General features: G+C 54.1%; 11 protein-coding genes. 4 read left to right on the top strand and 7 right to left on the bottom strand.

The annotated features are described in order from the left end of the window. Positions 1–15: 15 nt before the first annotated feature. Entirely contained in the window at positions 16–3,663 is a 3,648-nt protein-coding gene (locus HMPREF2554_RS01670; protein ID WP_070553709.1) for a fibrinogen-like YCDxxxxGGGW domain-containing protein, read from the bottom strand. A 117-nt stretch (positions 3,664–3,780) separates the two neighbouring features. Then, positions 3,781–4,554 carry a DUF4101 domain-containing protein gene (locus HMPREF2554_RS01665; RefSeq protein WP_004006169.1) on the bottom strand — a complete coding sequence of 258 codons (774 nt, stop codon included), beginning with the start codon at positions 4,552–4,554 and terminating at the stop codon, positions 3,781–3,783. A gap of 917 nt (positions 4,555–5,471) precedes the next feature. Between HMPREF2554_RS01665 and mfd the strand changes: the two genes are divergently transcribed. Both mfd and HMPREF2554_RS01655 read left to right on the top strand, forming a co-directional pair. Beyond that, positions 5,472–9,161 (top strand): transcription-repair coupling factor, encoded by a 3,690-nt coding sequence (gene mfd, locus HMPREF2554_RS01660; protein ID WP_070553706.1) that lies wholly within the window; start codon positions 5,472–5,474, stop codon positions 9,159–9,161. Continuing rightward, on the top strand, positions 9,161–9,439 hold the full coding sequence (locus HMPREF2554_RS01655) for an amino acid transporter (RefSeq protein WP_246825964.1): 279 nt from the start codon (positions 9,161–9,163) through the stop codon (positions 9,437–9,439). The genes mfd and HMPREF2554_RS01655 overlap by 1 nt, the downstream gene beginning before the upstream one ends. 94 nt (positions 9,440–9,533) lie before the next feature. Here HMPREF2554_RS01655 and HMPREF2554_RS01650 read toward each other — a convergent pair whose 3' ends face one another. Next, positions 9,534–9,782, bottom strand: coding sequence for a hypothetical protein (locus HMPREF2554_RS01650; protein WP_013398676.1), 249 nt, complete (start codon positions 9,780–9,782; stop codon positions 9,534–9,536). Between the two features lie 352 nt (positions 9,783–10,134). Here HMPREF2554_RS01650 and HMPREF2554_RS01645 point away from each other — a divergent pair, with 352 nt between their 5' ends. Next, the gene (locus HMPREF2554_RS01645) at positions 10,135–11,544 is read left to right on the top strand and encodes an NAD(P)H-quinone dehydrogenase (RefSeq protein WP_070553701.1); all 1,410 of its coding nucleotides are present in this window, start codon (positions 10,135–10,137) and stop codon (positions 11,542–11,544) included. A gap of 80 nt (positions 11,545–11,624) precedes the next feature. On the opposite strand, the gene HMPREF2554_RS01640 is transcribed toward HMPREF2554_RS01645, so the two are convergent. From HMPREF2554_RS01640 to HMPREF2554_RS01625, 4 genes are all read right to left on the bottom strand, one after another. Then, positions 11,625–13,025, bottom strand: coding sequence for an MFS transporter (locus HMPREF2554_RS01640; RefSeq protein WP_013398678.1), 1,401 nt, complete (start codon positions 13,023–13,025; stop codon positions 11,625–11,627). Positions 13,026–13,265: 240 nt separating this feature from the next. Continuing rightward, positions 13,266–15,089 carry an acetyl/propionyl/methylcrotonyl-CoA carboxylase subunit alpha gene (locus HMPREF2554_RS01635; protein WP_004006175.1) on the bottom strand — a complete coding sequence of 608 codons (1,824 nt, stop codon included), beginning with the start codon at positions 15,087–15,089 and terminating at the stop codon, positions 13,266–13,268. Positions 15,090–15,218: 129 nt separating this feature from the next. Beyond that, positions 15,219–15,953 (bottom strand): Maf family protein, encoded by a 735-nt coding sequence (locus tag HMPREF2554_RS01630; protein WP_070553699.1) that lies wholly within the window; start codon positions 15,951–15,953, stop codon positions 15,219–15,221. A 102-nt stretch (positions 15,954–16,055) separates the two neighbouring features. Next, a complete protein-coding gene (locus tag HMPREF2554_RS01625) occupies positions 16,056–17,480 on the bottom strand; it encodes a dicarboxylate/amino acid:cation symporter (protein ID WP_070553697.1) in 1,425 nt (474 codons plus the stop codon). Between the two features lie 220 nt (positions 17,481–17,700). Between HMPREF2554_RS01625 and HMPREF2554_RS01620 the strand changes: the two genes are divergently transcribed. Further along, complete coding sequence (locus HMPREF2554_RS01620; protein ID WP_070553695.1) at positions 17,701–18,468, top strand: hypothetical protein; 768 nt, start codon at positions 17,701–17,703, stop codon at positions 18,466–18,468. Positions 18,469–18,592 lie beyond the last annotated feature (124 nt).

Raw genomic sequence — 18,592 nt, 5'->3', positions numbered from 1 at the left:
AAAGGGGCTAGGTGATTACCAACCGAATCCGTAGTCGTAGAATGCACGACCGAAGAATCCGTGGGCATAACCGAAGCCACCCATGTAACCAAAACCACGGTGATCGTAGTTATAGGCTACGCGTTGGTTACGACGACCGTAGTAGTCACCGTTACCATAGTTGCCGTAGTACTCCGGGTAGTACCAGTACCAGACCTGAGGGCGGTGCTGCTGACCGTTATCCTCCTGATTCTGTACTTCAGGAAGGGGATTCTGGTGCTGAGCGGTGGAAATAACCTGCATATCGAAGCTGATGTTGTTGCTCCAGTGCGAGTTAGCGTGAACCTCAACGGCGATTGCGTTGCGACCTTCGCGCAGGTACTCAGCAGGAACGTCAACTGAGAACAGCTGAGCGTTCTGGCTTTCCGGACGCTGGGTTGCGGGGGTATTAGCCGAGATACGACCCTGCGGCATGTTCTTACGAGCAACTTCCTTGCCGTTGACATAAACCACAGTACCGTCATCTGCGTAGGTGGTGAGCTTCAGATACTGCTGAGCCTGTTCCTTCGTGAGGGTAACGTCCTTACGGGCGTAGATGCTCATCGGAGTACCAAAGAAGGTATTCACCTCGGTCTCAACGTTCACCGAGCCAGCACCCAGGGGAGCCTTGCCGCGAGACCATGCGCCGCCGAGCCATGAACGAGTTTTCCATTCGCTTTCGGCGCGGTCGCTGCCTACGCGGTAGACCCATGAAGAACCGCTATCGACGAGAACCTGATCGCCCTGGGGCTTCTGCTCCTGCTTCGGATCCTCTTGTTTGGGCTGCTCTTGCTTGGGGTTGTCCTGTTTAGGATCTTCCTGCTTAGGCTGCTCCTGCTTCGGGTTCTCCTGCTGCTTAGGCTCGTTCGGCTTCAGATCATCGTTGGGATCAGCGGGCTGAACCTGGTCGTCTGTCGCAGGGTTTTCCGGCTGAGGCTGTTCATCCTGTTTAGGATCTTCCTGTTTAGGCTGCTCCTGCTTGGGATCGTCCTGGATGGGGTTCTCCGGCTGAGGATTGACAATATTCTTATTGTCATCCTGCTTGGGATCTTCCTGTTTAGGATCCTCTTGCTTGGGCTGCTCCTGCTTAGGATTATCCTGTTTGGGAGCCTCCTGCTTAGGATCTTCCTGCTTAGGCTGCTCTTGCTTAGGCTGCTCTTGCTTGGGCTGTTCCTGCTTGGGGTCCTCTTGCTTAGGATCTTCCTGCTTAGGGTTTTCCGGCTGAGGCTGCGGATTCTCCTGCTTGGGGTTCTCCTGCTTAGGCTGCTCAGCCTTCTTACCAGATACAGCAACCGAAGTAGAAGCAGAGTAGTTACCGTTTGCATCAGCCGCACGCACGAAGTAACGAGCGTTGTCGGTGTGCTTTACCCTGTAGCTGGTGCCGTTCACAGTAGCAATCACGCGATCGTTACGGAGCACATGGTAACGTGCACCCGCCTCGCCAGATGCGCTCCAGTTCAGCTGATCGTTATCACCGGATTGAGCAACGGTCAGGTTACTCGGAGCAGGCGGGGGAGTAACATCGCGTGGTGCGTAGCGTACGAAGCCAACAGATTCCTGCTGCACACCATTTTCACCTAGGGAGCGGTTCAAATCGCCGCCAACCCACAGTACACCATTGGAGTCCACGAAGGATTCCCAGATGCCGTGACCACTCTTACCCTTAAGGGTAGGAGCGAACTCGGGGAGAGTTTTACCGCTGTCCTTATCGAACGCAGCAACCAAACGGATGCTGTCGGTCACGGTAGAACCACGCCATGCGTAGTCGTGGGTGCCGCTGCCCTGGTACAGGAAGTCACCACAGTGGCAGGCGCCGTAGATGTTATTACCGTTGAGATGCAGGTCCTGGAAATCACCGCCGTTGCGGGTAATACTCGAGCTCAAACGGGTCATTGGTTCGTTCTTAGTGTACTGAGAAATCATGTGCTCAGTACCGCCAAGCCATACGGAGCTGCCAGCATCCTGAACGTCAAAATGGAAGCCCCACACCCTTTTCTCGCGGGTTTGTGGATCCGGAAGGTATGAGGGAGTGACCTCCCATGTTCCGACCTTCTTGGCGGAATCGAGGATACGTGCCACACGGAATGCGCGTTGGTCATTCATCTCGGTGAAGTAACCAGCGGCAAATACCTCGGAGTTATCTGCCGATGCACTCATACCATTTACTGTTCCGTTGAAACGCGGGGTCCACGTGCGATCAACCTGGTTGGTGGAGATCTTCACGCGAGCAGCGTTACGGGAGTAAACCTTATTGGGGGTTCCTGAGCTCTTGAGATGGGTAAACGTACCGCCCAAGTACAGGTAATCTCCCTGAGCTTGCAGAGTCTTCACAGAAAGAGCTGAACCGGAAACATTGTTTTCAACCTGCAGGTTCAGTTCGCGGTCAAGCTGTCCGGTTGCGGGGTCAAGCACCGCAAAACCGGGCACCTTTTCGCCGTTAACCTCGGTGAATTCGCCACCAACGGCCAACTTGTTGTTAGGCAGAGCCTCAAGAGACTTAATTTGACCATTGAACTTCGGCTTGAAGGTCTGTACCAGTTCACCAGTATTGACGTTGAAACCAGCAAGATAAGACTGATCCACATGAGCACCGGCTGCTGACTCCAGGTATGCAAAGTCACCGCCGGTGAAGACAGTGTCGCCTACCTGAGTAATAGCCTGAACGTAGGTGTTCATTTCGTTGACGTTACCGGTTCCAGACTTATCGCTTGTGCGCCACTTCCATGGCATAGAACCGCTCTTGGGCAGTGCGCGGCGGTTACTTGCCGCGGTACCGTTATCGCCAATAGCCTGTGCACCCATGTTCTGCTGGGTCAGCTTCGGGCGCAGGTACACCTGAGTGAAAGCGAAGGGAGTAGCGTTGGAACCGCTCGGGCGGTACAGATATGAGTTGCTTGCGCTCTCATTGCGATTTCCGTTAGCACGAACATCACGGCTGTAGCTAAAACCGAGCTTCCATCCCTGCTCACGCTGCTCATCAAAGTTCAGCACCGAGTAGGTACCATTTTGCTGGATATGACCCTCAGTCTTGTCGAAGTGGGTACGATCCCTCTGCATGTACTGGGGGTTATCCGCGCTGACGTCAATATTGGACCAGATATTGTTGCTTCGCAGAGCCCAGGTCCAACGCTCGGTCTGATCACGATGCGCCGTGATGTTCTGCCATTCCGTGCCGTCAGTATTCAGAGCGCGGCGGAAGCGCACGCCATCTTCAAGATCCTGCGGCTTCTGACCGTTCAGCAGCTCATCAACAGTGGTGGAGGGCAGCTGTACCGGAGTCATTGCGTCGTCACCCTCAGGGCTGGTGTACAGCTTAGACGCAGCACCTCGACCGTGGTAGTTCTCGGTCCAACCGTCACGGCCGCGACCAATCAGAACCCAACCGCCGCCGTTAGTCTCCTGGTCGCAGTAGAACTGCTGTGGAGCTGACATCGAAGGGGTGTACAGCCAGTACTTACCGGATTTTGCATCCTTGTTGACTTGTTTAGCTTCATAGCAGGAAGCGGCTGCCTTGTCGCTGGAGGAGCCGTCGTGAACGACCGCATCCTCAGCAGCGTAGGCTACGGGACCTACCGGGGCTAGCCCGGAAAGTCCAAGCGTCAGGGCAAGCCCTACCGCCGTAGTCGCTTTTCTAGCAAATTTCATGGTTTTATTGCACCTCCGTTGAATGCTGAATACGTATTGAAGGAGTGGAATAAACACGGGCAGACACCAAAGGATAAAACGGCCTTACGATGCCTGTAGGTACGACGTACCATGTGCTTAGCAATCGGGATTGTTAGGGAAATCGTGTTGGGCTATTTTCCACGTGCCGTCAGATTCGACCAGCGTATATATATTGAGAGCTCGTTTGCCTCCGCTCTGGAGTTCCCGACCCGAGCTGTCTTTGGTCTTGACTTGGGAGGAATCCAGGCACACCTCGACGAATCGTGCACGCTTGCCCTGGTAGGTTCCTTCGGCAACTTTGGGGCTGCCGACGACCGTGCTGGTGCCCTCGTAATGCCAACCGTTTTGGGCGTACTCGGCAGCGGATGCCGCGTATTCTTCAGCGGCGTTGTCTACAGCTACCTTGTTGATGGAGTCCATGGTTGCCTCATCAAGAAACTGCCGGGGTTGACCGGAATCTGATGAAGCAGTATCTGCTGAACCTTCAGGCGCGCTTGGAACAGAAGACATGGTCTGCTCATAGGAGTTTACGAGACCGTTGACTTCTTTAACCTCGGCAGCGTCAGTCGAGACAGTTTTAGCGTCTTTGAGTTGCTCTGCCTGGGGATAATTTTCGTCCTGCGCAGGAACTTCAGCCTGTGCAGATTCAGAGGAAGAAGTAGCAGTCTCAGAAGAAGAAGGGGCGGAAGAAGCGCTAGATGCGCTGGAAGCAGAAGATGACGAGCTTGCTGAAGCTGAGCTGTCAGGGCTCGCAGTCTGTTGATCTGATGACTGAGAGCATGCCGCAAGGGGGACTATCAGAGACAAACTCAGAAGTAAGCCCGTTGCTGCCCGTCGCTGTTTCGGAAGTGAAGAAAACGTACGAAGCACGATCTTTCTCGTTCAGTTGTAAGGTGGTTGGTTATCGGTAAAGTGAAGGCACTTCTGCCAACAATAACGACAACCCACCCTTTGTGTAATTGTAAGTGAGTGAATTGCTATTGCCGACGGGAGTACCCGTTGGTTTTTATTATTTTCCATGGGGCTACACCGCGCCATGAAGGCACAGAACTTTCCGTGGATACCTATAGGCTAGCACAGCGAACGAGAGTTGTGACCGCGGTGAGGTCACAATACTCGCGGATAGTCCGAGGGGTGGACAAATACTATAAGAAAACCTAATAAATATTTTATGAACCCTTATCAAAAGAAAGGTGTAAATGGTTGTTTCGATACAAAGCTGATAGTTGTTCTCGTGTATAGAAATTTACTCATAAAATACCTATAAAACTTCTGAGGGGGTTGGGTTTTGGTAACTGAGTCTACTTGAAAGATACTTAAAGCTCTTAAATTTATAAATATGCACTCAATATACGTTCTGAGACTTGGCACATACTTTACCTATCAAATAAAAAATAATAGTATATACCCCCCAGAAAACAGGTTCCCTGTGATAACAAGGGAGAAGGGAGGTGGGCGAGCCTTACTATAAATTTCCTAGCCACAGCCTTAAAACCAGGATTTACAAGGGGGTATACCTTAAGGACACTCTCATGAACAGTTAAAAATATGCATTTCGCATGCCATCCTCAAAAATATGAGCAGATAGGAACCGACGAACAATAGATTTTATCGTGAAAGCCCGCCCCACTGGCTATAGTCGAGGAGATAGACAAAAAGCCTGAGCGAGATACCCCTACGGTATAAGATAGACGGGTACCCAAACGCATCAACGTGGCAATATAGAGCGCACGCGTTATTGGGAGGCGCCGCCTTGATAGCCACCGCATCCGGTAGAAGGAGTATCCGTGAAACTAACTGGACTGAGCCGTCTTCTGGCAGAACAGCCCTCCTACCGTCATATTCTTGAAGCCTGCGATGTTCCCGCTGCGGAACGTCCTGTCCAAACCCTGATTGGCGCCGTTGCCGGTGTACAGGCACCCCTTATAGCTGATCTTGCCGTTGCAGTACGGCGCCAGTCCAGAACCGGAAAAACTCCGCTGACGCTCATTATTACACCAACCGAGCGACAGGCTGAGGATACCGCGCATGCCCTGCACTCATATTTGCCTGATCACCATATCGAGAGCTTTCCCGCGTGGGAAACTCTGCCGCATGAACGGCTTTCGCCACGTAGTGATACCGTGGGAAAACGTTTGAATGTTCTGCGCTCTATAACTCATCTTGAAACGCCGACTCCACAGGTTGTTATAGCCCCGGTACGCGCGGTCATTCAGCCCCTCGTGGCTGGTATTGAGAACCTGGAACCGGTAAGCCTGGCACGCGGTGAAGAATACTCTTTCAAAGATGTTATTAAAGGTCTAACAGATGCCGCATACTCGCGTGTAGATCTCGTAGCAAAGCGTGGTGAATATGCGGTTCGAGGCGGTATTATCGACGTCTTTGCACCTACCGCACAGCATCCGGTTCGCTTGGAATTCTTCGGCGACGAACTTGACGAAATACGTTACTTCTCAACGGCAGACCAGCGCACTCTAGGGCAGGAAGCAGACCACCCAACGCACGTTACTTTACTCCCATGCCGTGAGCTTCTCATTACCCCGGAAGTTATGGGACATGCTGCCCGACTCAAAACGGACTATCCGGCGGCATCGAGCATGCTTGAGAAAATTGCGGGAGGTATCTATGTCGAAGGCATGGAATCTCTAACCCCGCTTCTTGTCGATAAAATGCAGACTCTTGTGTCTCTGCTCCCCGAAGAATCACTCATTATTTCTCTGGAACCTGAGCGGGTGCGTGCCCGTGCCGAAGACCTTGTGGCAACCAATGAGGAGTTTTTAGCGGCCGCTTGGGATGCTTCCGCTGATGCGGGCTCGCGTGCGCCCATAGACTTGGGACAGCTTCGGGTCAGCGACAGCGGGTTCCGCACGATTGCCGCGACCCAGCAGGAATCTTTGGACCGTAACCTATCCTGGTGGGAAATCACCGAGCTTGTCGATAGTGTAAACCTTCTCAACAATGCTCTCGGCGACGACATCCCAACTATGACGGTCGCGGCACAGGCTCCAGCGTCCTTCACCGGCTCGGTAGAACAAATGCTTCACGAGGTTGGTTCGCTGGTTCGTGACGGCTGGACGGTACTGGCGCTTACCAATGGGCGAGGATCCACCGACCGCCTCATCGAACTTTTCCGTGAGAGTATCTCAGGAGAAGACCCAATTCCGGCCATACGCCGGGAAACCCTCGACCGGGGAACGGAAGGCGCTCTACAGCCCGGAGTCGTCGAAGTTTGTGAGACCCCAGCCTCTGCCGGATTTTTAATTCCTGAGGCGCGCCTTGCTGTTTTGACTGAAGGTGAAATTTTGGGCAGGCGCGGCACCTATGCGCCACGTGGCGCGAGCGGCAAAAAACTCAAACCCCGTAAACGACGTAACGCCGTCGATCCTCTGGCGCTAACCCCTGGCGATTATGTGGTGCACGAACGCCACGGTATCGGTAAATTCATTGAAATGGTTTCGCGCCCAGTCGCTGGAGTGTCCTCAAAACATGGGGAAACCCCTTTGAAAGAATACCTGGTGATCGAGTATGCGCCTTCAAAACGCGGGGGAGCCCCTGACCGCCTCTTTGTACCCTCCGATCAGCTGGATCTCATTTCGCACTATGTGGGAAGCGAAACCCCGACCCTCTCTAAAATGGGCGGGAGCGACTGGGCTAAGACAAAGAACCGCGCACGTAAAGCAGTTAAAGAAATCGCCGCTGACTTGGTGAAACTCTACTCGGCGCGGCAAGCTTCGCGCGGTCATGCATTCTCAGAAGATACTCCCTGGCAACGGGAACTTGAGGAATCTTTTCCTTATAATGAGACTCCCGACCAGCTTACCGCTATTCACGAGGTTAAGGCGGATATGGAGAAGGAAATCCCCATGGATCGCCTGATCTCCGGGGACGTCGGCTTTGGTAAAACGGAGGTCGCTATTCGGGCGGCCTTCAAAGCCGTGCAGGATGGTAAACAGGTTGCCGTACTCGTCCCCACAACCCTGCTGGCGCAGCAGCATTTTGAGACTTTTACCGAGCGTTTCTCGGGATTCCCCATCAAAATTAAGGTGCTATCGCGCTTCCAAAAAGCTAAAGAAACCCGCACTATCGTGGAGGATATTGCCTCCGGGAGTATAGATGTGGTGATTGGTACCCACCGCATCCTCTCGGAAAACGTGAAGTTCAAGGATCTTGGACTCGTCGTTATTGATGAGGAACAGCGCTTTGGCGTGGAGCATAAGGAAAAGCTCAAGCAGATGCGCACTAATGTGGATGTGCTTGCCATGAGCGCCACCCCAATTCCGCGCACGCTCGAAATGTCGCTCACCGGTATTCGGGAAACCTCAACGTTGGCGACCGCACCGGAAGAGCGGCATCCCGTGCTCACTTTTGTGGGGCCGCGTACTGATGCCCAGATTACTGCCGCTATTCGACGCGAACTTATGCGGGAAGGGCAGGTATTCTTCGTTCATAACAGGGTGGCGAATATTGATACTGTTGCCGCCGAAATCGGTAAGCTCGTGCCGGAGGCGCGCATCGCCACGGCGCACGGGCGTATGAGCGAATCCCGGCTTGAGCAGATTATCGTGGACTTCTGGGAGCGACGCTTCGATGTTCTGGTGTGTACAACCATCGTGGAAACCGGGTTGGATATTTCAAACGCCAACACCCTGATTGTCGATAACGCCCAGAATTATGGGCTGAGCCAGCTGCACCAGCTGCGCGGGCGTGTGGGCCGCGGGCGTGAACGGGCTTATGCTTACTTCCTGTACCCGACGGATAAGAGCCTTGGTGAGGTCGCGCATGAACGCCTCAAAGCAGTAGCAACCCATAACGAGCTGGGTGCCGGTCTGCAGCTGGCGATGAAAGACCTTGAAATTCGCGGCGCCGGAAACCTGCTCGGCGGCGAACAATCCGGGCATATCGCAGGTGTCGGCTTTGATCTGTATCTGCGTCTCGTAGGAGAAGCCGTGGCAAACTTCCGTGGCGAACAGGAGAACACCGAGGTCGAGGTTAAGGTTGATCTTCCCGTCAACGCCCATATTCCGCATGATTATATTGATGCGGAACGTCTACGCCTGCAGGCGTACCGTCAGATAGCTTCCGCAGACACCGATCAGAAAATCGCCGAGGCACGCGAAGAGCTTCATGACCGTTACGGTGCCTTGCCCGAACCCGTAGAGAATCTGCTTCAGGTGGCGGTGCTGCGCCGCGAAGCACGGGAAGTAGGCATCCATGAGATTACTGCGCTGGGGCCGAAACTGCGCGTGGTCAGCGGTGAGCCGCTGCCGGAATCACGGCAGATGCGCCTCAAACGTGTGTATCCCGGCTCAACCCACACCCAACCGAAGGGCCTGGACACGTGGCTGACGCTGGTTCCGCGTCCTAAGACTCTGCCGGTCGGTGGCGTGGACCTTATTGACGGTCCTATGTTGGAATGGTGCTCGAAGTTCATTAACTCTATCTACTCGGCAGACCCGAAAGCATTGGAGGACTCATGATGTCATCGGCACCTACCCCGCGCACCCCGAAAGGCTGGGTGCGACTTCTGCTGAGTATCGTGGGATGGGCTGCGCTAGGTTTTGTCGCCTTAGGAACGATTGTCTGGGTATTTTTCAGCTCGTACGGGTTAACGGTGTACTTCGTTGTAGTGGCGTACCTGCTGATCGCGGTTGCTTGCGGTATACCTGCCCTCTTGTTTTATACAGCCCATCGAGCTAAGGTTCGCAGCGGAGAATTTGGCACGAGCGGACCGGTAAGGTTTGGCAGCAAGGAATAGCGTGGGAGCAACAGATTGCCGGACGGTGTCACATTTCTTATAGACTGTGATACCGTCCGGCAGATAAGAAAAACTATAAAATGGGGTACTTCAGTTACTTTTGTACCTTATTCTGATCCGTAATCTTACGGGTTGTCTTCGAGGGCAGCAGATGGAACACAACACCAAAGAAAATTCCAAACGCAACGAGGGAACCGGCATACAGAACCGGACCGCCTTCGGGGTAGGTGCCCAGCAAGTAGAGGGATAGAAGCAAAAATACGAAGCAGCCGATGAACAACACTGCGTTCTCAAGATGCCTGCCCTGCCCGGAGTAGGCGGGAGGTTTCGTCGTTTTAGCCATAATTTTCCTTCATCTGTAGCGACCTGCATTGGGTCGATGATGTGTGTGCTTCACCCCGGTTTCAGTGCCCTATAAACATTTGTAAACCGAGAAATCCTTTCTCAAGTATAGTGTTTTTACCCGCACGAATGCACACTTATGACGCAGCGCAACTTCAAAATATGGTTCATGACGTTACCCGGCAAATATAAGACTCTCGTAGGCAGCAAGATGTATCCGTAGCGTTCTCGACGACTCTGTCGCTCCTGCAGGCATCACGGTACCTACTCGGCACCAAAAATCGGCATTTAATATCCTAGAGACGACGGCGGTTTCGGTTGAGTATTTCAGTGTGATAGCACACAATGAAAGTGTGACTTCAACAGTGAACTATGCATCCCAACGAATCGTGATACTAGGCGCTGGGCCCGGCGGCTATGAGGCCGCGCTTGTGGCAGCATCATCGAACGCCGATGTGACAATCATCGAACGTAATGCTCTAGGCGGCTCCGCAGTCCTAACCGATGTAGTACCTTCGAAAACGCTTATCGCTACCGCAGATATGATGACTCGTTTCTCTGATGCTGGGCGATTGGGAATCGAAAATACCAAGGGCAACGCACCGCAGCTGCAAGTAGATATGAACCGGGTGAATAGCCGTGTTTTGGATCTAGCGCATCAACAATCCGCCGATATCAAACGAGCCCTTGCCTCCGCCGGGGTCAAAATTATCACCGGCACCGGTAAGCTTACTGGCCCGCATACCGTCGCGGTTACCGATAATACCGGGCTGGAATATGACCTGCATGCAGACTTTATTCTGCTTTCGGTTGGGACGCACCCACGTGAGATGGCGACCGGGCAGCCTGATGGGGAACGGATCCTCACCTGGACGCAGCTCTATAATCTGCGTGAGGTACCTCGCGAACTCATCGTAATCGGTTCGGGTGTTACCGGTGCCGAATTTGCCTCTGCCTATAACGGGCTTGGCTCCCAGGTGACCCTAATTTCTTCGCGAGATCGTGTGCTTCCGGGCGAAGACGAAGACGCCGCGCGTGTGCTGGAAGACGTCTTTGAGCGCCGTGGTGTTCGGGTAATGCCGCGGTCGCGTGCGAGCGCCGTGGAACGCACCGACGACGGCGTGGTAGTGACTCTCTCCGATGGACGCAAGGTTTCCGGCACGCATTGCTTGGTCGCAATTGGTTCTATTCCCAACACTGAAGGACTGGGTCTTGAGACCGCTGGTGTAGAGACCAACGAGTCGGGATATGTGGTTGTCGATGCTGTTTCACGTACGTCAGTACCGCATATTTACGCTGCTGGAGACTGCACGGGTGTGTACCCGTTGGCTTCCGTAGCCGCTATGCAAGGGCGCATCGCGATGGCGCATCTTTTGGGCGATACGGTGCATCCGCTTCGCACCGATCGAGTGGCAGCGAATATTTTCACCACCCCAGAGATTGCGACCGTGGGTATTAGTGAGAAAGACCTTGCCGCCGGGGTTTACCGAGGCGAGGCTGTCATGCTTCCGTTGACTACGAATCCGCGCGCCAAAATGATGGCGTTCCAAGACGGCTTTGTGAAGATTTTTGCCCGTAAGCACTCCGGTACTGTGATTGGCGGGGTTGTGGTCGGTCCGCGTGCATCCGAACTTATCTATCCTATTGCGCTGGCTATAGAGAAGAAGCTGACGGTGGATGATTTAGCCGCTACCTTTGCTGTATACCCGTCTCTATCTGAGGCGATTTCTACGGCATCGCGGCAGCTTCACACCCGTGTTTAGTTTTCACTACAGCTCTTGATATAGGTTGAGGGGCGTGACTCATATAGAGTCACGCCCCTCAAATGCATACAGTATTCAGGTTATTTAGTGCTGACTGCGTTCATATCGACGTCGCGGGTTTCATGGGTGAGCAGGATGAAGAGAACACTCAGCAAGGATGCACCTGCTAGGTAGTATCCGACGGCCCCAACACCAAACTTTGTATTCAGCCATACCGCTACGAACGGGGTCAAGGCTGCACCCAGAATAGATGCCATATTGTAGGCGATACCGCTCGCGGTGTACCGCACATTAGTGGGGTATAGCTCGGGCAGGTAGGCGCTCATGGACCCGAAAGAAAGCCCCATCAGGCACATTCCGATGAACATGAAGATGGTAATAATAACGAGATTAGCGTCTTTACCAGTTCCCACGACGGAGGGAGCAATGACCAAAGCGAAAGTACCGCCAAAGACAGCCATAGCGATAGTGGTCCACAACTGCTGTTTGCGGCGACCGTATTTGTCGGCTAACCATCCCGAGACTGGAATAAAGAGCGCAAAACCAATGATAGAGATGAGCTGAATCTCCAAGAACTTGTGGTAGGCGATTCCTAACCCGCCGTTTTTAACATCAGCTTTACCGTAGGAGAGAATCCACGTCGTCATTAGGTAGAACAGCACATAGCATGCCACCATAATGAAAGTGCCCTGAATCATGGGCCACCAGGCAACTTTGAACGCCTCAACCAGTGGGGTCTTAACCTTCTCATCATTCTTGACAGCTTTGGCAAAGACAGGGGTTTCTTCGAGCTTGAAACGCACATACAGACCCACGGCAACCATGACAATGGAAAGCAGGAACGGAATACGCCAGCCCCAGACGAGGAAGGGGTGATCGAGGTTCTTACCGTCTGTGGCGGAGTTGAAAGTGATCCACCCGGTTAGAAGCAACATAAGTCCATTGGCAAGAAAGAACCCGATAGGCGCGCCCAACTGAGGCCACATAGCGGAACGTGCACGTTTGCCTTCTTCTGCATATTCGCTGGCGAGCAGAGCCGCACCCGACCATTCGCCACCCAGACCTAGACCCTGGCAGAAACGCATAATGGTCAGAATGACCGGTGCCCACAGACCAATCTGATAGTAGGTGGGCAACAAGCCGATGAGGAAGGTCGCTAACCCCATAGTGAGCAGAGCGCCCACGAGTGTTGCTTTACGGCCGATCTTATCGCCGAAATGACCGAAAACGATAGAACCCAAGGGGCGGGCGATAAAGGCGACCCCGAAGGAAGCGAAAGAAGCTAATAAAGCCGTAGTGTCATCTTTGGACGCGAAGAACAGAACCGGGAAAACCGCTACCGCTGCGGTGGCGTAAATATAGAAGTCGTAGAATTCGATGGTGGTGCCCACCAGAGAGGCGATAATAACTCTGCTCTTGGGGGTCGTATTCTCAACCTGCGTGCTGTGCCCGGCGGAAACGTCGGGCGCGTGTGTGCTCATCGTGAACAGCTCCTGAAAAGGGATAGTAGCGACTACGCTCGATGCTGTGAGTGTAGATTTTCAACTTTTATATTCTACGCCTCGCGATGCGGTGCCAACATCCTGTATTCATCATCTGGACCATTCAGCTGTATTTCAGTGTTCGAGGATGAAAAATTAGGAACACACGAACAACAAACCGCCGGATGCGTATGAGAGAACGCATCCGGCGGGCTATAGACATAGAGTCCCGTTAGAAGGCTATTTGATGGTGGCTAGAACGGCACCTGCGGTGACGGTATCGCCCGCCTTCAAGGACAGCCCGGAAATCTTACCGGCCTTATGCGCGTTGATAGGCTGTTCCATCTTCATAGCCTCTAGCACCAGGATCAGATCGCCTTCAGCGACCGTGTCTCCATCAGCAACGGAGACCTTCACGATCGTACCCTGCATGGGGCTTGTCAGATCGTCTCCGCTGACCGCATTTGAACCGCCGCGAGCACGGGACTTACGGGTCTTCGATGTGGGTTTTGAACTGCTCTTGGCAGGAGTACCGCCCAGCTCAGGCAGAACAACCTCAAGACGCTTACCATTAACCTCAACGACCACGGTTTGACGTTCGGCATCGTCATCATCCACGCTGCCGGGAGCGCCGGAGTAGGGCGAAATGGTGTTCTTGTAATCGGTTTCGATCCACCGGGTGTGAACCTTGAAATCTGCTCCTGCAGCGGGGGCGAAATCGGGTTCGTCCAGAACTGCGCGGTGGAAAGGAACCACCGTCGGAAGGCCGTCGAGTGTGAGCTCGTCTAGGGCTCGGCGAGCGCGTTCGATCGCCTGCTCGCGGGTAGCACCAGTCACGATGAGCTTGGCCAGCATTGAGTCGAAGTTGCCGCTGATAGTATCGCCTTCTACGAAGCCGGAATCCCAGCGCACACCAGGGCCGGAAGGAACACGAAGTTTTTCGATGGTACCCGGTGCTGGCATGAAGGAACGCCCTGCATCTTCGCCGTTGATGCGGAACTCAAAGGAATGACCCCGCAGCTGGGGGCTCTGCGGATCGATTTTCTCGCCGCGGGCAATGCGGAACTGTTCACGCACCAGGTCAATACCCGATACTTCCTCAGAAACCGGGTGCTCAACCTGCAAGCGGGTGTTCACCTCTAGGAAGGAAATCGCTCCGTCGGGGGCAAGCAGGAACTCGCAGGTACCCGCACCCTGGTATCCGGCTTCCTGCAGAATCTTGCGGGATGCTTCATAGAGCCGGTCGCTTTGTTCTTCCGTAAGGTATGGGGCGGGGGCTTCCTCTACGAGCTTTTGGTTACGGCGTTGAAGAGAACAATCACGGGTCGAAACGACTTGCACATTACCGTGAGCATCGGCCAGGCACTGGGTTTCAATATGGCGCGGGGAATCTAGGAAGCGCTCAATAAAACATTCTCCGCGGCCGTAGGCTGCGACCGCTTCCCGTACGGCGGATTCGTAGAGCTCGATAATATCGCTGCGGTTGCGCACAACCTTGATGCCGCGACCGCCGCCACCGAACGCTGCCTTGATCGCGATGGGCAAACCATGCTCATCGGCAAAGGCGAGTACTTCATCAGCAGACTCTACGGGGTCCTTGGTCCCAGGTACCAAGGGGGCACCCACTTTCTGGGCGATATGGCGTGCGGCGACTTTATCGCCCAACTGGGTAATAGATTCGGGGGAGGGACCAATCCAGGTTAACCCGGCATCAATGACTTTTTGGGCGAATTCGGCGTTTTCTGAAAGGAAACCGTAGCCGGGATGCACCGCATCCGCGCCGGAACGAATAGCTACCTCAATGAGCTTGTCCATCACCAGATATGACTGGGGCGCGGTCGCCCCTCCTAGAGCGTAAGCCTCGTCTGCGAGTTTAACGTGCTGGGCATCGCGATCCGGTTCTGCATAAACGGCGACGGTCTCTAAACCTTCGTCACGGGCCGCGCGAATAATACGTACCGCGATCTCGCCGCGGTTAGCAATAAGAATTTTACTGACCGGACCGGTATGGTGTCCGGGAACAGCTGTAAAGTTTTTGATGGCTTTTGCCGGGTTGTGAGTCACTGAGGCTCTCCTTTTTATCCTGCCGAAAGCATAGCGAGAAAAGCTGAGAATGGCGAATATATAGCGCCGAATGACGCGAAAAATATAAGAAAAGTGAGGATGCTTATACCGGGTTTGGCTTAGCGCTCGTTAGTCTGATGAGGACTTCCAGAAAAAGCTTATCGATATCCCATATTGTGAGAGCATTTCCTTGAGTGCATTCACCGACAGCCCAATCACCGTATGTGATTCCCCGTCGATGCCCTGAATAAAGGCAGCACCATATCCGTCGAGGGTAAAGGAACCCGCTACATGAAGTGGCTCACCCGTGGCAACATAAGCATCAACCTCTGCGGCGCTCATCGGCGCAAAGTTTACGGTAGCGCTGCGTACCTGCTGAACGGCGGGAAGCTGTTTATCTTTGGTCTCACCGATCCCATCCCGTAAATCTATGAGGCAATGCCCGGTGTGGAGCACCCCGCTTCGACCACTCATCGCAGCGATGCGCTCGCGTGCTTTCTCAGGGGTATGCGGTTTGCCGTAGGCAACCGATTCAAACTCAAAGACCGAATCGCATCCGAGTACAAAGGCGTTTACTATACCCTGGGCGGCGAGAGAATCAGCGACCGCGCGTGCCTTTGCCTCCGCAAGAATGCCGGAGACCTCCGCCGGGGTTAGGTCAGTGCGGCTCTCTTCGCGGGCGCGTTGGGCAGCGCTGGCGAGTACCGCATCCTCATCGACATCAGAGACATGAATATCGAACATAATGCCGGAGTCTTCAAGGAGCTTTTTACGCGCGGGTGATGCGGAAGCCAGAATCAGGCGCGGTGCGGGCTTTGATGCCGAATGCGACGCACCGGATGGAACAGAAGATTGGGAAGTCATATCTTTATTTTAGAACGAGTATCAAGATTGGTCTTCATACGAGAGAACGACCTCCGTACCATACCGATGCGCCGCATACCCTATGCCGTAGCCAAGAACCGCCTAGGACGCAGCGGTAACCTTGGCAGAACTAGGCGAGGTATCCTCGCCACGAATCAGCTTCGACTGGGCGGCTTCCACAAGATCCTGCGGCACAAACCCGTTAGCGCTGCGCGGTGCATTGTAGATCTCGGCGCTGAGGATACCCTCGCGCTTAGAGACAATCGTTGGAACCAAGGCTTGCCCGGCCACGTTCAAGGCGGTACGTCCCATATCAATAATCGGGTCAATCGCCAATAGAAGACCCACTCCATCAAGGGGAAGACCCACAGTCGAAAGGGTCAGAGTGAGCATCACGATAGCGCCCGTTGTACCTGCCGTAGCGGCAGAACCCAACACCGACACCAGAATAATCAGCAGATACTGCGAAATATCCAGGTGCACTCCGTAGAATTGCGCCACAAAAATAGCTGCCAGCGCGGGGTACACGGAGGCGCATCCATCCATTTTGGTCGTAGAACCCAGCGGCACTGCAAAGGACGCGTATGCACGCGGCACGCCGAGATTACGTTCGGTAACGGCCTCAGTTATGGGCATAGTGCCCATCGAAGACCGCGATACGAAACCAAGCTGCACTGCGGGCCATACGCCCGAGAAGTACTGTTTCACAGAGAGCCCGTTGAACTTCACGATCAGGGGATACACCACCAGGAACACGAGGAGCAGACCCGCATACAGTGCCGCAATGAACTTCACCAGCGAGCCCATGGATGTCCAGCCGTAGGCATAGACGGCATGCCCGATCAGCCCGATCGTGCCCAGCGGAGCGAGGCGAATAATCCACCACAGCACCTTCTGAATAATGGCGAGCGCGCTTTTGACGATATCAATAAAGGGCTTAGCCGCATCGCCCACCTTCAGAGCCGCAATACCGATAGCCCCCGAAATCACGAGCATTTGGAGCACGTTAAAGGAAACCGAAGAAGTTATACCGGAGCCGGTGGTTTTCGTGGTGACCTCAAGCCCTAAGAAATTGGAGGGGATAATCCCGGTCAGAAATGCTGTCCATGATCCCCGGGTGCTGGTGCTGCCCGAGGCGCTTACCTCGGCACCCACACCAGGCTGAACGAGCAGCCCCAGTACGATACCGATGGAGACCGCAAAAAATGCTGTAATAGCAAACCAGATAAGAGTCTTAACCGCTAAACGTGCCGCATTCGTCACCTGCGAGAGATTCGAGATTGAGGCAACGACGGCGGTAAACACCAGCGGGATCACCGCGGCCTTAAGGAGAGTCACATAGGACGTGCCGACAGCGTCTAGAGTGGCCATGAGCCAGTTGGGGTTATTTTTTACATCGCCGCCGAGGGTGAGCGCAACGTACCCGAGCGCGATGCCCAGAATAAGGGAAGCTATAATTTGATGTCCGAAAGAAGTAGCCCAGCTGGGAAATCTGGATTTTTGCGGTGTTTCATGTGTAGTAGGCATGGCGTTACTGTAGACCCGTAAGAGAAAACAGCGGTAATTAGTGTGACGAACTATGACTGTATGACATAGCGTGACCGTGCAAGCGCCACTGAAAAAGATCCAAGGCACATATTATTGCTAATTTTTATCGGCTCAGAAAAGCCTTTGTGCGAGGCGTGCTTGGTATCCTGAAAAGAGCCTGTTATCACCGAGACAGGATAGCGTGAAGGAGAAATGACCCGTGAGCGGGGCCGAACATCAAACCGCAGATGCCGCAGACGTAGAGCATCCGGAGAACGTACAGGACAATCAAGACCTCAAGTCCCCTCCTGCACGCGGTACCGGTAAGAAAGCGCTCGCAGTGTTCGGCGCCGGTGCCCTTTTGGCAGGCGGCGGCATATTTGCCTATAACTCTTTGCATCAGAGCGAGGAAGCCTTTAGCACGGACGGTGAAGAATACGCTCAGGTTTGTCAAGACTCCAACACCGGGCTGCGCGTTGAGGATGAGCAATGCGAGAGGGCAGAGAAAGAGGCTGGGAATACTTCTTCGGATTCAGGCTCTGGTTCTTCGGGCGATTCTCATTCCGGAACTCAGAATTCCGGTAATTCGGGCACGACACACCATTCCGGTGCAACCAACGCGTTCCTGTGGTACTACCTAGGGCGCCGCAGCGCCGGTACCACATCCATCCCCGCCGTGGGATCATCCTTGAGCGGCGGCAGCACCACACGCCCTAATTCGGGAACGGTATACAGCGGTCTTTCCCGCAGCGGCGGCGGATTTGAATCCTCCTATAAGAGTGCTAAAAAGACTTCCACCTATTCCTCGGGCAAGGTGACGGAATCGCGCAGCGGCGGCAAGACCACGACCTCTAAGGGAACGGGACTGACGGGGAATAACTCGGGCGGTAAGGGTGGAAGCAGCTCGAATAATAAAGGTGGCGGCTCCGGGAGTAAAGGCGGCTTCGGTGGAGGCTCGAAGTCCGGAGGCGGTACCTCCGGCGGATAGCCCGCTCCGCGTATTTTCTCAAGGGATACAAACACCCGGCCGACGTATCTATACCTGCACCGGTTGCTCTATATGCCCCCCCCAGATGAGAACTCTCTACAAGTTCCTATACTGCACATCGTAC

Source organism: Rothia sp. HMSC071F11 (genome assembly GCF_001809115.1).
GTDB classification, from domain to species: Bacteria; Actinomycetota; Actinomycetes; order Actinomycetales; family Micrococcaceae; genus Rothia; species Rothia dentocariosa.
Note: the sequence above shows the minus strand (reverse complement) of the source record. Positions and strands in the feature narration are given on the sequence as shown.